The following is a 13,060-nucleotide window of genomic DNA, read 5'->3' as shown; positions in this document are numbered from 1 at the left end:
TTAGTTAGTTCCTCTCAGTTTTGGCTTAGCTTCCATTCCAGACAGCCCATTCCAGCACAAGTTTACGATGTGCGCAGCCACCACTTCCTTTGCCGGCTGGCGGGTATCCAGCCACCATTGGGCGGTCATCGAGACCATGCCGACTAGCGCTTGGGCATAAAGTCCTGCCAGTTTCGCGTCGAGGCCGCGGCGCTCGAAGGCGGCGCCCAGGATATAGGAAACCTGCCCCACGGAGGAATTAAGCAAAGTGGAATAAGAGCGTTCGTCGCCGGGCTTGGAGTCACGTACGAGGATTAGGAATCCATCGGTTTCTTGCTCCACGTAGTTTAAAAGTGCGACAGTGGCTTTCTCGATGCGCTCGCGCCAGGTTCCTTCGCTAAGCGAATGCGTGATCACCTTCTCCAGGGCGAGCATCTCGCGGTCCACGATGACCGCGTAGAGGCCTTCTTTTCCCCCGAAGTGCTCATAGACCACGGGCTTGGACACGCCAGCCCGCGCCGCAATCTCCTCCACGCTGGCCCTGTCGAAGCCCAGCTCGGCAAATGCCGCTCGGCCAATCACGATCAATTGCTCGCGACGTTCGCGTCCAGTCATCCTCTGTCGAACCATGCGATCAAGCTTAGTGGGTGGCATTTGTAATTAAGGCATATGCGTCAGGTACTATTAGCAACGCACGCCTTGAGCGCGCGGTTATTCCCCATGGTGTAATCGGCAACACTACGGTTTTTGGTACCGTCATTCTAGGTTCGAGTCCTGGTGGGGAAGCCAAGAAAACTCCTGCTCACTTCACATTTCGAAGGAGCAGGAGTTCTTTTATTTTGAGACCTCGAAAAGCCTAGGAAGTCGCAGACGGGGTCGCGTACGGGCTACGGGATGAGTCCACGACTTGCCCAGCATGTGCGCTATGCGACGCCCCAGCAGACTTCTCGAATACAAGCGCCGCCGGCTTGACGCGCACGTCAGGTTTTTCGCCCTTGTTCACCACAACCATCTGGCCCATCATGCCCTTGTCCTCGTGCAGGAGCATGTGACAGTGGTACATGTACGGAATGGTCTTATCCGGGAAGTAGCCCAACTCCACGAGCAGCTTGGCAGTTGCCTTGGGCGGAAGATTGACGATGTCCTTCCAGCCCATCGTCGGAACCGCGATGTCCTTGCCATCGCCATAGTCATAAGACAAGACCTTGAAACGCGAATTATGGATGTGAAAGTTGTGCGGCCAATCGCTATTTTCGTTGGTCACAGTCCATACCTCAGGCTTGTCTTCCTCGATCACGGTGTCCACGCGGGCCATGTCCATGGACTCACCGTTAATCATGAAGGTATTGAGCACGAACTCGCGCTCAGTCAGCCCCTCGGCAGACGGGACGTCGGCAGCCGCGGGATCCAAGGTTTGCGGCAGAGCTGGCGCTGCAGGCGCATCCTCCCCCGGCGCGGTGATATGCAGGATGTCAAAGCTGTCCTTGAAGCCAAAGTCCGCAGAGTACTCATCTTCGGGGATGCTGAAGTTGTCCTTGCGCGGCACCGACTGCAACACCACGTCCTTGCCGGGCTCCAAGTCCACGAGGACCTCGATGCGCTCGCCTGGCCCGATGAGGAGTTCGTCGACCTCAACGGGGGCGTCGAGAAGCCCGGAGTCAGTAGCGATGACGTTAAACGGCGTCCCGTTATCCAGGGCCAGCGTGTAGAAACGCATCGAAGCGCCGTTGAGCAAACGGAGTCGAACCCGGCGCGTGGTGGCGGTGAAAGCTGCATTCGTGATGCCGTTAACCACAGGAGTAGTGCCCATGAGACCGAGAGTGCCGTCAACCTGGTGATCAAACTGGCCGTCCTCAGTGAACTTCGCATCCATAATGACCACCGGAATGTCATCCACGCCGTACTCAGAAGGAATGTCGAGCTTATCCGATACGTCGTCGTCCAAGATAAACATGCCAGCAAGTCCGCGGTATGCATGGGTTGCCGTGGCCATGTGCGGGTGCGGGTGATACCAGACGGTGGCGGCGGGTTGGGAAATCTCCCACTGTGGCTTCCAGGTCTTGCCCACCTCAATCGGCGAGTGTGGTCCACCATCGGAATAGGCCGGAAGCTTCATTCCATGCCAGTGCACGGTGGTCATTTCGACCAGGTTATTGGTGATTTCCGCGCGGACCTTTTCACCTTTGTGCGCCCGCAGCGTGGGCCCTAAGAAGGCGCCGTTGAATCCCCAAGTGCGGGTGTTGTTATTGCCCGAGATAACCTCCGAATGGCCGTCTTGGGCGGTGAGCTTGAAGACCCTTGTACCGCCATCCATCTCACCTTCTAAAAGTGGCGGAATAGGAAGGGGCCGCGGCGCCGCGTCATAGCCCCCCGGGGCCGGCTGATCCTTATTTTTCGTATTGGCACAAGCCGTGATGGCCGCACCCGCCGCAGCGGCAGAAGCAGTAAACAGAGCACCTTTGAAAAAGACACGACGCGTAAAACCCATAAATACCAGAGTATTTTAGTTGGCTACTAAGCCAAACCTATTTCGGCCAATTCAGGTATTTATCACATACGCTTGATTTATGCCGATCCCAGACCAAGAAGCTCGTCCCGCCCGCCTTTTCGCATCCTCAAACGCCCTACAAGGCATCGGTGACCAATTAGTCTCCGGAAAGACCGTCCTGCCCTGGCTCTTTGCACAGCTGGGCGTCCCGCACTTTTTTACCGCACTACTGGTGCCTATCCGAGAGTCTGGCTCCATGCTCCCGCAGGCCGCACTGACCCCGTGGGTAACTTCCCGTCCGACCCGCAAGAAGCTATGGGTGTGGGGCTCGGTCGTTCAAGGCATTAGCGCCCTCGTGATTGCAGGTGCCGCAGCGGTATTTGAAGGTTGGGTTCTCGGCACGATAACCATCGCTGCGCTTGCCGTGCTTTCTGTTTTCCGCGCTTTGTGCTCGCTGACGGGAAAAGACGTCCAAGGCCGGACCATTTCTAAAGGCAGCCGCGGTGAGGTGACGGGGCTTGCTGCTCAAGCATCGGGCGCGGTAACCCTACTCGTTGGCCTTGTGCTCGCGTTCTTGGGCCAGCTTCCGCCGCTGGGGCTTGCCGCAGTTCTCGGTGGTGGTGCGCTGAGTTGGTTCGTTGCGGCAGCGATATTCTCCTCCATCGATGAGCCCGTTCCGGATGAAGCAGAAACCGCGGCCGCCAAAAAGAATGCATCCGAGGGCCCTCACTGGTGGAGCGATACCTGGAAGCTATATACCTCCGACGAAGATTTCCGCCGCTTTGTTAACGTGCGCGCCCTTTTGCTAGTGACTGCGCTATCAACCACCTTCATCGTCACGCTTTCCCATCAAAGCGGCACCACGGTGCTCAGCGGACTCGCGGGCTTCGTGCTTGCTTCTGGCCTTGCCAACCTGGTGGGTGGAAAAATTTCCGGCATCTGGTCGGATCGCTCTTCCCGATTGGTGATGTCGTGGGCGTCGGTTGCGGCATCGCTGACCCTAATGCTCGTGGTCGCTTGTGCTCATTGGGCGCCAACCTGGGTTTGTGCTTGGGCTTTGCCGCTGGGGTTCTTTTTGGTCAACCTCGCGCACACGGGCATCCGCGTCGCGCGTAAGACTTACATCGTGGACATGGCAGGTGGCGATAAACGCACCTTTTATGTCGGTGCGGCCAACACGATGATGGGCGCAATCTTGCTTGTTGTAGGCGCAATCTCCGCAGTCATTTCCCTTGCCGGGCCTACCGCTGCCCTGCTTTTCTTGGCTGCACTCGGCTTCATCGGAGCTTGGCGCGCCAGGATGCTGCGTGAGGTCTCTGCCTAGTTCGTAGCAAACCAGCGCCGAACTGGGGTGCGCTTTATCCCCCAATAATTACGTGGGGCGTTAAGATGTGGGACATTACTCCCTAAATAAGACTCGACGACAGGAGAACGAAGAAACTCGTGGCTGATACAACTAAGTGCGCCATTGTTGTTCTAGCAGCGGGCGCTGGCACCCGAATGAAATCCGCAAAGCAAAAGACTTTGCACGAAATCGGCGGCCGCCCGCTCATCGGGCACGCGCTGCATGCTGCGGCTGGTATGCACCCGGAGCCCCTCGTCGCCGTCGTCGGCCACCAGCGCGAGCAGGTCTCTCCTGCCATTGAGGCCATCGCCGCAGAACTGGGAACCGAGGTCTCCCAGGCAGTGCAGGAAGAACAAAACGGCACCGGCCACGCAGTGCAGTGCGGTCTCGAGCCACTCCCCGACTTCGATGGCACCGTCATCGTCACCAACGGTGACGTCCCCCTTCTTCGCACTGAGACCATCCGCGGGCTTTTCGACGCCCACGTTACCGCCGGCAACGCCGTGACAGTTCTGTCGATGCAGCTTGCTGACCCAACCGGTTATGGCCGCATCGTCCGCGGCGCAGACGGCAATGTCGAAGCCATCGTTGAGCAGAAGGATGCAGCAAGCGAGCAGCTTTCCATCAACGAGGTCAACTCCGGCGTATTCGCTTTCGACGGCGCAATTCTGCGCGACGCCCTAACCAAGCTCGATTCCAACAACGCCCAGGGCGAGCTCTACATCACTGACGTTTTGGAGATCGCCCGCACCGCAGGCCACAACGTCGGCGCGCACATTGCTGCCGACGCCGGCGAGCTGGCAGGCGTCAATGACCGCGTCCAGCTCGCCGCAGCTGGACGCGAGCTCAACCGCCGCACGGTGGAAGCCGCCATGCGCGGCGGTGCCACCATCGTCGACCCTGCCACCACCTGGATTGGCGTTGACGTCACCATTGGCTGCGACGTTCTCATCCACCCGGGCACCCAGCTGTGGGGCAAGACTCACATCGCTGATGGCACGGAAATCGGCCCGGACACCACCCTGACCGATATGCAGGTCGGCGAGGGCGCCAAGGTCATCCGCACCCACGGTTCCGAGTCTGTGATTGGCGCTAACGCCAATGTCGGCCCGTTTACCTTCATCCGCCCGAAGACCGAGCTCGGCGAAGGCGGCAAGCTCGGCGGCTTCGTCGAGGCAAAGAATGCCCAGATCGGGCGCGGTTCCAAGGTGCCGCACCTGACCTACATCGGCGACGCCACCGTGGGCGAGGAATCCAACATCGGCGCTTCTTCCGTATTCGTCAACTACGACGGTGTTAACAAGCATCACACCGTAATCGGCAGCCATGTGCGCACCGGATCTGACACGATGTTTATCGCACCAGTCAATGTCGGTGACGGCGCTTATTCCGGGGCGGGTACAGTTATCAAGGAAGATGTTCCTGCGGGAGCACTCGTGGTCTCCGGTGGCAAGCAGCGCAACATCGAAGGCTGGGTTCAAAAGAAGCGTCCGGGCACTCCGGCAGCAGAAGCTGCCGCCCGCGCACAGGACAACAACAAGTAAGGGGAATTACCGCCCATGACTGGCAAGGTAACCGGCAGCAGCAAGAATATGAAGCTCTTTTCTGGGCGTGCACACCCAGAATTGGCTGAAGCTGTTGCCAAGGAACTGAAGACGGACCTCGTTCCAACCACCGCTCGTGACTTTGCAAACGGTGAGATCTTCATCCGCTTCGAAGAGTCTGTCCGTGGTGCTGACTGCTTCGTTATGCAGTCCCACAGCCAGCCGCTGAACAAGTGGCTGATGGAGCAGCTCATCATGATCGATGCGCTCAAGCGCGGCTCTGCCAAGCGCATCACCGCTATCCTGCCGTTCTACCCATACGCACGTCAGGATAAGAAGCACCGCGGCCGCGAGCCGATCTCCGCTCGCCTGGTTGCAGATCTACTACAGGCTGCTGGCGCTGACCGCATCGTTTCTGTTGACCTGCACACTGACCAGATCCAGGGCTTCTTCGACGGCCCGGTCGATCACATGCACGCAATGCCGATTCTGGTTGACTACATCAAGTCCAAGTATCCCTTGGACAACCTCGCAGTGGTCTCCCCGGATGCTGGCCGCGTCAAGGTCGCTGAGAAATGGGCACATGAGCTAGGCGACGCCCCACTGTCCTTCGTTCACAAGACTCGTTCCACCGAGGTTGCAAACGAGACCGTCTCCAACCGCGTTGTCGGTGAGGTCGAGGGCAAGGACTGCATCCTTCTGGATGACATGATCGATACCGGCGGAACCATCGCTGGCGCAGTTCGTGTGCTGAAGGAAGCAGGCGCGAAGTCCGTCGTCATCGCTTGTACCCACGGCGTCTTCTCCGATCCGGCACGTGAGCGCCTGTCCGAGTGCGGCGCTGAGGAAGTCATCACCACCGATACCCTTCCGCAGTCCACCGAGGGCTGGTCCAACCTGACCGTTCTTTCGATTGCTCCGCTGCTGGCTCGTACCATCCACGAGATTTTCGAAAACGGCTCCGTAACCACGCTCTTCGAGTCAAACTAAGCGCTTAAAAAGCAGCACGTAAAAGGACCGTCCAGCACACGGCTGGGCGGTCTTTTCATTTCCCCCCAAAAACAGAAATGAACTTGACTAATATTTACTCGGAGGCTTGACGAGGCACTTTCCTTGGGTTTTCCCTGCCTTGCGCTAGACGCCACATAAGATGCAGCCATCATGAACCTGTGCTACGACTTGCACGTTGGCAACGGATACCGCACCACAATGAAAGGACATAATGATATGACCTACAATGCGAACTATTTCTCCGGGGAAAGCAAATACAGCAAAGGTGTCGCAGCTGTGCTGTGCGTCCTTGGTCTCTTCCTTGTGGCTGGTCTTCACCGCATATATGTGGGAAAGATCGGAACTGGTCTGCTCTGGCTCTTCACAGGAGGACTCTTCTTAGTGGGAACCATCGTGGATCTCATTATGATCGCCTCAGGGGAATTCAAAGACAAGAGCGGATACAAGCTACTCTCCTAAACAGAACACAAGGAACCTCCACCTGAATTGATCCAGGTGGAGGTTCCTTGTGTTGTTGTTCTGCTTGTTACATCTTAAGGTAATTCCGCCTGCACAATTGGACAGCCTGCATGAGCTTATCTCCATGAAGAGCTGGTGGAATAGCGTCGATAGCCTCGCTAAGGTGGCAGGCAGCGCGCTTAGCGAGGCCGATGATTCCAATGACTTTTCGGCCGAGGACTACGAAGTTGACGAATGCTGGGGAGTTGTCGGCGAAGAAGAGCAGAAGTAACTTGCCTGCTCTCGGCGCTGCGTGTTAGGATTCTCGCTGTCTCGGCGAGGGCTGCCCAGAATTGGAAAGCCGTTATCGACGCGATTAGAAGTTATTTCACACGTTTTAAGCCTGCGATGACTCGACCAAGACGACCATCGGCAGGCTTTCGCCGTTTTCGAACTCGCTAAAGTCTCGCCGCACCAATCTTTGACACTAGGAGTTTTACTATGGCAAACACCCGCCCAGTATTGAAGGCAGAAGTACGTAACGAGTTCGGCAAGGGCTTCGCTCGCCGCCTGCGCGTTGCAGGCAAGGTCCCAGGCGTTGTCTACGGCCACGGCGTTGACGTTCTGCACTTCGCTGTTGACCGTCTCGAGCTGACCGCACTGGTTCGCTCACACGGCGTCAACGCTGTTTTCGAACTCGAGCTCGAGGGTGAGCAGCACCTCGTCATGGTCAAGCACGTTGACCAGAACGTTCTGACCCTGGACATCGACCACGTCGACCTGCTTTCCATCAAGCGCGGCGAGAAGGTTGAGGTTGAGGTTCCGGTTGTTCTCGAGGGCGAGAGCGCACCGGGCACCATGTCCGTTCAGGATGCTGACGTCCTCCTCGTTGAGGCAGACGTTCTGAACATCCCAGAGGAGATCTCCGTTTCCATCGAGGGCCTCGAGGACGGCGCTGTCGTCACCGCTGGCGACATCACCCTGCCAGAAAACACCACCCTGGTTGCAGATGCAGAGACCGTCATCGCTTCCATCTCCCTGCCTGAGGTTGACGAAGAGCTCGAGGCAGCCGCTGAGGCTGCTGAGGAAGGCGGCGCTGAGGCTGGCGCTGAATCCGCAGAGGAAGAATCCGCAGAGTAATTCAGAGTTTCTCGCTCTTTTACGCGCATTCGCCCGCACTGGCCATCGTGGCTGGCGCGGGCGTTTGCCCGTTTTCACGCCAAGAGCCGCTCTTTCGCACCGGCATGAGACAATGGCTTAGTGACTGATTATCTCGTCGTCGGCCTGGGCAACCCGGGCCCCAAATATGCCGGAACCCGCCACAACATCGGTTTCGATGTTGTCGATGAATTAGCTAACGACAACTTCACCAGCTTTTCAGTGCATAAGAAGACCAACACCGAAGTTGCCGAAGTTCGCTTTGGCTCGACCAAGTTATTCCTTGCCAAGCCGCGTTCTTTCATGAACCTCTCTGGTGGCCCTATCAAGGCACTCCTCCAGTACTTTTCGCTATCCCCTACAAACCTCATCGTGGTCCATGATGCGCTGGAGCTGGAATTCGGCGTCGTCAAGCACCGCGTCGGTGGTGGCGACCACGGGCACAATGGCCTGCGCTCCACCACCAAGTCTCTGGGTACCAAGGATTATCAGCGGCTTTCCATAGGCATCGGACGCCCACCTGGTCGAATGGATCCCGCAAGCTTCGTGCTTAAACCGTGGGCAAAGAAAGAGCAAGCGGACATCCCCATCATCTGCGCAGACGCAGCGCAAGAAATCACCCGCATCGCGTCCGCGAGTTAGCTGCGCTTGCCGACGCCGCTCCAGTTGCGGCGTGGCATAAGCTGCTTTAGGGTCTGGGCTATGACAGTTTTGGGGGAACTGGCCAGCACGTTAAGTCGGGGCATGGATATTGTCGAAGAAGCCGTGGGCAAGACAGCGAGTGAAATCGCTAGTCTCGGGGTGCCCGATGCTCTGGCAATAGACCTTGCAGCCCTCGCTGAGCCCTTCGCGCCCGGTAACTCTTTTCAGCGCTTGCGTCGCGAAACCATGGAACGCGGGCGTGCTCACTCCCTTACTACACTCCTTGCCGTGGAAAAGCAGGCCCGCAAGTTGCGCACGGAGGCCGAACGGTGGCGCGTGCGCCATACGGCTTTGGCCACGGCCGGTGATACGAGAGACGTCGAGAAGAAGGCCCGCGAGTTGGTTGCTGCGCGCTCACCTCGCCGCGAACGCAAGCCTGGAATACGCCTGGCCCAGCATCCCGATGGCCAAGCTACCCTGACTATTTGCGGCCCCTCCGCCGACCTCACCGATATGCGCGACAGCCTTGACTGCAGCAGCGCTGAATCTGCACTCGCAGGGCTAAAGCAACGCTGGTTCGGCGAAGGAAACCCTAGTCAGCCAGCAATTTCTGTCATGTTGGTGACAAAAATGGAAAACTACGCGCGGGCCTTGGAAGGCCACGAAGTCTGGTTCCAATTGAGCAATGGCGCGCTCATCTCCTCGACTGAACTGGCTACCCGGAACATCCTTGATCACGGCTTCCACGTACTCATGCATCCTGTGCATGGGCCTGTGAACCTGCACCGCGTCTCGCGTTTTGCCTCCACCAAGCAGCGGCTTATGGCTACTGCGGAAAACCCGCGCTGTGCCTGGCTCGGCTGCAAAAAGGGCGCGAACGATTGCCAAGTCCACCATCTAAAGGCCTGGCGCCATGGCGGCGAAACATCCGCGGAAAACCTCACCATGGCCTGCCAGTATCACAATGCCGTCAATGACGACGAGACCGCCGGTGGACGCGGATGGCTAGAGCGGCATGGCACAGTCTATTGGGTTCCGCCCAGCGGCTGGTACATCCCACCTTGGACGGATAAATCTCCGCCGCCGCTTAACTCGCCGCTGCCAGATTGGTTGGAAGAAGAACGCAACTACCTCGACGAAGAGCTGAGCAATTTCTCAGAACACGCTACTTAGCTCGCGAAGCAAGTTGTCTAGCCCGCCCACGGGCCAGATTCGCATGCCTTAAAACTTCTCCCTGGCTTGTGCGCCAAGCTGCCTGCAACTCCGCGTAAAATTTCCGACATGAAACTTGCCACCTTGCGAACTCAGTTTGGCACCACTGCGATCCGCATCGACGGCCCCGGCGTGGGCGTGGAGCTCGACTTTGACGACGTCGGCCAGCTCCTGCAGGCCGAGGATTGGTGCAAGTCCGCGCAACTTTCTGGCGAGCCGATTGCTTTTCGCGAGCAGGACTTAGCGCCCGTCATCCCGACGCCGTCGAAGATTATCTGCGTGGGCGTCAATTACGCCAAACATGCGCGTGAGATGGGGCGTGAACTGCCTGAGCAGCCTACCTTGTTCGTTAAGTTTCCGGAGGCGCTCACCGGCCCCTACGACGATATCTATGTCCCCGACTGGGCCACGAGCAAGCTCGACTATGAGGGCGAACTCGCCGTGGTTATCGGCTCTCGTGCGCACAATGTTGCGATGGCAGACGCGCTCGAACACGCCGCAGGCTACGCCGTGATGAATGACTACACGCTGCGGGATTTCCAGCGGCGTACCACTCAATTCCATGCCGGCAAATCTTTCTACCGCACTGCTGGATTCGGTCCATGGCTAACCACTTCTGATGAGTGGGCGCCTGGCGGCAACGCGCGCATTACCACCACCGTTGATGGCGAGGTGCGCCAAGCGGATAACACCGATGACCTGATTTTCTCCGTCGCGGAGCTCATCGCGTTCTGCTCAAAGCTGTACCCGCTTAACCCCGGCGATGTCATCGTGACCGGCACGCCCGAGGGCGTGGGATTTGCGCGTCAGCCACAGGCCTTTATTCAGGACGGCCAAACCGTCCGCATTGAGGTCGAAGGCTTGGGCGCTATCGAAAACACCACGCACTACGGCGAAGCGCCTTCTGGCTGCGGGCCGGAGTGCACGTGTGGTTAATTGTGCATAATTGCCCTGGATTTATTACCTATCTTCGCAGATAGCGGGCTAAAATTAAATCCATGAGCAAGAAATCCAAAACCGCCCCTGCCAAGCTCGATAAGGAAGCTTACGAGGAAGAACTCAAGCGCCTGCAGGCCGAACTCGTCGAGATGCAGCAGTGGGTTGTAGAAACCGGTGCCCGCATCGTCATTATCATGGAAGGTCGCGACGCTGCAGGTAAGGGCTCTGCTATCAAGCGCATCACCCAGTACCTCAACCCCCGCACCTGCCGCATCGAAGCTCTGCCTAAGCCCAACGACCGTGAGGCCGGCCAGTGGTACTTCCAGCGCTACATCGAAAAGCTTCCGACCGCGGGCGAAATAGTCATTTTTGACCGCTCCTGGTATAACCGCGCCGGCGTCGAGCGAGTCATGGGCTTTTGCTCCCAACAGGAATACGTCCGCTTCTTGCACCAGGCGCCCCAGCTCGAAAACATGCTCGTTGAAGACGGCATTATTCTGCTGAAGTATTGGTTCTCCGTCTCTGACGAGGAGCAGATCGCGCGCTTTAAGTCCCGCCGCAACGATCCGCTGCGTCGCTGGAAGCTCTCTCCCATGGATCTGCAGTCCATCACCCGCTGGGAGGACTACTCCCGTGCAAAGGACGAGATGTTCGTCCACACCGATACCCCGAACGCTCCGTGGTACACCGTTGAATCTGAAGACAAAAAACGCTCTCGTATCAACGTCATCAACCACATCCTAAAGACGGTTCCGTATCAGCACGTCGAGCAGGTGGTTCCGGAGATTCCGGAGCGCCCGGCTGAAAGCGGCGAGGAATACCAGCGCCCGCCGCGCGATGAGTTCGCCTACGTCCCCGATGTGGCCGCCGAACTTGAGCGCGACAAGGTTGCTGCACACAAGTCCGAAGGCAAAAAGCACAAGGGCAAGAAGAAAAAGAAGACCGGGAAGCACAAGTCAGACAAGTAGTCATCCCACCAACTGCTGAGCCTTGCCGCCCCGCCCGCTAAGAATTAACCCGCGGCCGCGGGGCGCGCACGGCAAGCACGAGGTATGCCACTGCGATGAGGACGAAGTCTGCTGCGCATATCGCTGCCCACCACTGCGTGGTATCCAAACCATCAACGAACCAGTGCGGCCCAATGAAGGTAAGCAGCATCGTCGCAATCGACACGAGTGTAGCGCCCGGCACCCCACCGCGGGCCCAGCGCACGAGCTGCGGGAGTAGCAGCACCGGCAGCCAGACCCAGTGGTGTGACCAGCTCACCGGGGAGATCAGAAGCGCCACGAGGGAGTTGAGTCCCAGCAGCGCCACCATGTCACCGCGGTGTCGCCACATGGTCACCGCGATGACGCAGAAGGCCACCAGCGACGCGCCTACCCACAGGCCGTGGCCCTCCCCTGGCCCGAGGGCGCGCTCAACGACGCCGCGGAGGGATTGATTGCCCACGAAATCGATTCCACCGATCCGGGTCGGATCGCCCAAGGTTTGCGTCCAGTATTCGCGGGAGTCAGCCGGCAAGACGAGTGCCGCCAACAGCGTCGCTGCAATTCCGGTCGCTACGGACATCGCCGCAGCCTTAAATTGCCGGGTGATAAGGAAATACAGGCCAAAGACCGCAGGAGTAAGCTTGATGGCCGCCGCAAGTCCCACGCCCCACCCACGGAGACTGCGGCGACCAAAGACATCGGCGAGCACGAGAAACATCAGCACGATGTTGATCTGGCCAAACATGAGGGTCTGCCGCACGGGTTCTGTCACCAAGGCCAACGCAAGCAGCCCGGTGCTCAGCCACCCTTTGCTGCCACCGAGATACTCAGCAAGCCCCAGCATGTCCACGATACGGTGAATGCACCACCAGAGCGCCGCGGTTGATACTGCGAGCATGATAACCGCTGCGACCGAGTGCGGCAGAAGCGACAACGGGGCAAAAAGCATTGCGGCCAACGGCGGATATGTAAAAGGCAAATGCGCCCCACGCACATCGAAGCCGTCGTCGTAGAGCGACTGGCCTGTCAGCACCGCGCGACCGCCTGCAGCGTAGACATCAAGATCGATGTAATACCGGAGGTGAAAACCTCGTAATACTGATGGTGCCAGCGCCGCGCACAACGCAATAATAATGACAAGCCTTCCCCAAGGCGTACCGATCAGCCATTGCCCGGCGTTTATCCACCGAGACGCAGGAGATTGATTGCTACCAGCATTTTCAGCTATTTCAGCGCTTTGGGCACGGTGTGGTTGCGAATGCCTGGGTTTAGATTTCACATCGAAACATCCTAAAACTCAGCCGTGGATACACGT

General features: G+C 58.2%; 13 protein-coding genes and 1 tRNA gene. 11 read left to right on the top strand and 3 right to left on the bottom strand.

The genetic code is table 11. From position 1 onward, the window contains the following. Complete coding sequence (locus tag HMPREF2935_RS08490; protein WP_061921571.1) at nucleotides 1-609, bottom strand: TetR/AcrR family transcriptional regulator; 609 nt, start codon at nucleotides 607-609, stop codon at nucleotides 1-3. Between the two features lie 84 nt (nucleotides 610-693). On the opposite strand from HMPREF2935_RS08490, the gene HMPREF2935_RS08485 reads away from it, so the two are divergent. Beyond that, nucleotides 694-768: transfer RNA gene (locus HMPREF2935_RS08485), tRNA-Gln, on the top strand. Between the two features lie 67 nt (nucleotides 769-835). On the opposite strand, the gene HMPREF2935_RS08480 is transcribed toward HMPREF2935_RS08485, so the two are convergent. Then, nucleotides 836-2,467, bottom strand: a complete 1,632-nt coding sequence (locus HMPREF2935_RS08480; RefSeq protein WP_070732801.1) for a multicopper oxidase family protein — start codon at nucleotides 2,465-2,467, stop codon at nucleotides 836-838. Between the two features lie 79 nt (nucleotides 2,468-2,546). Here HMPREF2935_RS08480 and HMPREF2935_RS08475 point away from each other — a divergent pair, with 79 nt between their 5' ends. The 10 genes from HMPREF2935_RS08475 (at nucleotide 2,547) to ppk2 (ending at nucleotide 11,724) form a co-directional block, all read left to right on the top strand. Further along, the gene (locus HMPREF2935_RS08475) at nucleotides 2,547-3,791 is read left to right on the top strand and encodes an MFS transporter (protein WP_061921440.1); all 1,245 of its coding nucleotides are present in this window, start codon (nucleotides 2,547-2,549) and stop codon (nucleotides 3,789-3,791) included. 119 nt (nucleotides 3,792-3,910) lie between these two features. Further along, nucleotides 3,911-5,356 (top strand): bifunctional UDP-N-acetylglucosamine diphosphorylase/glucosamine-1-phosphate N-acetyltransferase GlmU, encoded by a 1,446-nt coding sequence (gene glmU / locus HMPREF2935_RS08470; RefSeq protein ID WP_070732799.1) that lies wholly within the window; start codon nucleotides 3,911-3,913, stop codon nucleotides 5,354-5,356. Nucleotides 5,357-5,371: 15 nt separating this feature from the next. Beyond that, nucleotides 5,372-6,346, top strand: coding sequence for a ribose-phosphate diphosphokinase (locus HMPREF2935_RS08465; RefSeq protein ID WP_061921434.1), 975 nt, complete (start codon nucleotides 5,372-5,374; stop codon nucleotides 6,344-6,346). Nucleotides 6,347-6,583: 237 nt separating this feature from the next. Beyond that, nucleotides 6,584-6,826, top strand: a complete 243-nt coding sequence (locus HMPREF2935_RS08460) for a TM2 domain-containing protein (protein WP_061921517.1) — start codon at nucleotides 6,584-6,586, stop codon at nucleotides 6,824-6,826. A 124-nt stretch (nucleotides 6,827-6,950) separates the two neighbouring features. After that, nucleotides 6,951-7,097, top strand: a complete 147-nt coding sequence (locus tag HMPREF2935_RS13255; RefSeq protein ID WP_160330555.1) for a hypothetical protein — start codon at nucleotides 6,951-6,953, stop codon at nucleotides 7,095-7,097. A gap of 209 nt (nucleotides 7,098-7,306) precedes the next feature. Further along, complete coding sequence (locus HMPREF2935_RS08450; protein ID WP_061921429.1) at nucleotides 7,307-7,945, top strand: 50S ribosomal protein L25/general stress protein Ctc; 639 nt, start codon at nucleotides 7,307-7,309, stop codon at nucleotides 7,943-7,945. 120 nt (nucleotides 7,946-8,065) lie between these two features. Continuing rightward, a complete protein-coding gene (gene pth / locus HMPREF2935_RS08445; RefSeq protein WP_061921426.1) occupies nucleotides 8,066-8,605 on the top strand; it encodes an aminoacyl-tRNA hydrolase in 540 nt (179 codons plus the stop codon). A 102-nt stretch (nucleotides 8,606-8,707) separates the two neighbouring features. Further along, nucleotides 8,708-9,778, top strand: a complete 1,071-nt coding sequence (locus tag HMPREF2935_RS08440; protein WP_061921423.1) for an HNH endonuclease signature motif containing protein — start codon at nucleotides 8,708-8,710, stop codon at nucleotides 9,776-9,778. Nucleotides 9,779-9,886: 108 nt separating this feature from the next. After that, a complete protein-coding gene (locus HMPREF2935_RS08435) occupies nucleotides 9,887-10,753 on the top strand; it encodes a fumarylacetoacetate hydrolase family protein (RefSeq protein ID WP_062035547.1) in 867 nt (288 codons plus the stop codon). Between the two features lie 62 nt (nucleotides 10,754-10,815). Further along, nucleotides 10,816-11,724 carry a polyphosphate kinase 2 gene (gene ppk2 / locus HMPREF2935_RS08430; RefSeq protein ID WP_061921420.1) on the top strand — a complete coding sequence of 303 codons (909 nt, stop codon included), beginning with the start codon at nucleotides 10,816-10,818 and terminating at the stop codon, nucleotides 11,722-11,724. 37 nt (nucleotides 11,725-11,761) lie between these two features. Here ppk2 and HMPREF2935_RS08425 read toward each other — a convergent pair whose 3' ends face one another. Continuing rightward, nucleotides 11,762-12,778 (bottom strand): glycosyltransferase 87 family protein, encoded by a 1,017-nt coding sequence (locus HMPREF2935_RS08425; protein ID WP_083313211.1) that lies wholly within the window; start codon nucleotides 12,776-12,778, stop codon nucleotides 11,762-11,764. Between the last annotated feature and the right edge of the window lie 282 nt (nucleotides 12,779-13,060).

Source organism: Corynebacterium sp. HMSC076D02 (genome assembly GCF_001813815.1).
In the GTDB taxonomy this organism is placed as follows: domain Bacteria; phylum Actinomycetota; class Actinomycetes; order Mycobacteriales; family Mycobacteriaceae; genus Corynebacterium; species Corynebacterium simulans.
This window is presented reverse-complemented; position numbering and strand designations above follow the sequence as displayed.

What these genes read in the sequence shown, in the direction of transcription:
- HMPREF2935_RS08490 (WP_061921571.1), bottom strand. Translation starts at nt 609, where the DNA reads ATGGTTCGACAGAGGATGACTGGACGCGAACGTCGCGAGCAATTGATC.
- HMPREF2935_RS08460 (WP_061921517.1), top strand. Translation starts at nt 6,584, where the DNA reads ATGACCTACAATGCGAACTATTTCTCCGGGGAAAGCAAATACAGCAAA.
- HMPREF2935_RS08435 (WP_062035547.1), top strand. Translation starts at nt 9,887, where the DNA reads ATGAAACTTGCCACCTTGCGAACTCAGTTTGGCACCACTGCGATCCGC.
- HMPREF2935_RS08440 (WP_061921423.1), top strand. Translation starts at nt 8,708, where the DNA reads ATGGATATTGTCGAAGAAGCCGTGGGCAAGACAGCGAGTGAAATCGCT.
- HMPREF2935_RS13255 (WP_160330555.1), top strand. Translation starts at nt 6,951, where the DNA reads ATGAAGAGCTGGTGGAATAGCGTCGATAGCCTCGCTAAGGTGGCAGGC.
- HMPREF2935_RS08465 (WP_061921434.1), top strand. Translation starts at nt 5,372, where the DNA reads ATGACTGGCAAGGTAACCGGCAGCAGCAAGAATATGAAGCTCTTTTCT.
- HMPREF2935_RS08450 (WP_061921429.1), top strand. Translation starts at nt 7,307, where the DNA reads ATGGCAAACACCCGCCCAGTATTGAAGGCAGAAGTACGTAACGAGTTC.
- HMPREF2935_RS08480 (WP_070732801.1), bottom strand. Translation starts at nt 2,467, where the DNA reads ATGGGTTTTACGCGTCGTGTCTTTTTCAAAGGTGCTCTGTTTACTGCT.
- ppk2 (WP_061921420.1), top strand. Translation starts at nt 10,816, where the DNA reads ATGAGCAAGAAATCCAAAACCGCCCCTGCCAAGCTCGATAAGGAAGCT.
- HMPREF2935_RS08475 (WP_061921440.1), top strand. Translation starts at nt 2,547, where the DNA reads ATGCCGATCCCAGACCAAGAAGCTCGTCCCGCCCGCCTTTTCGCATCC.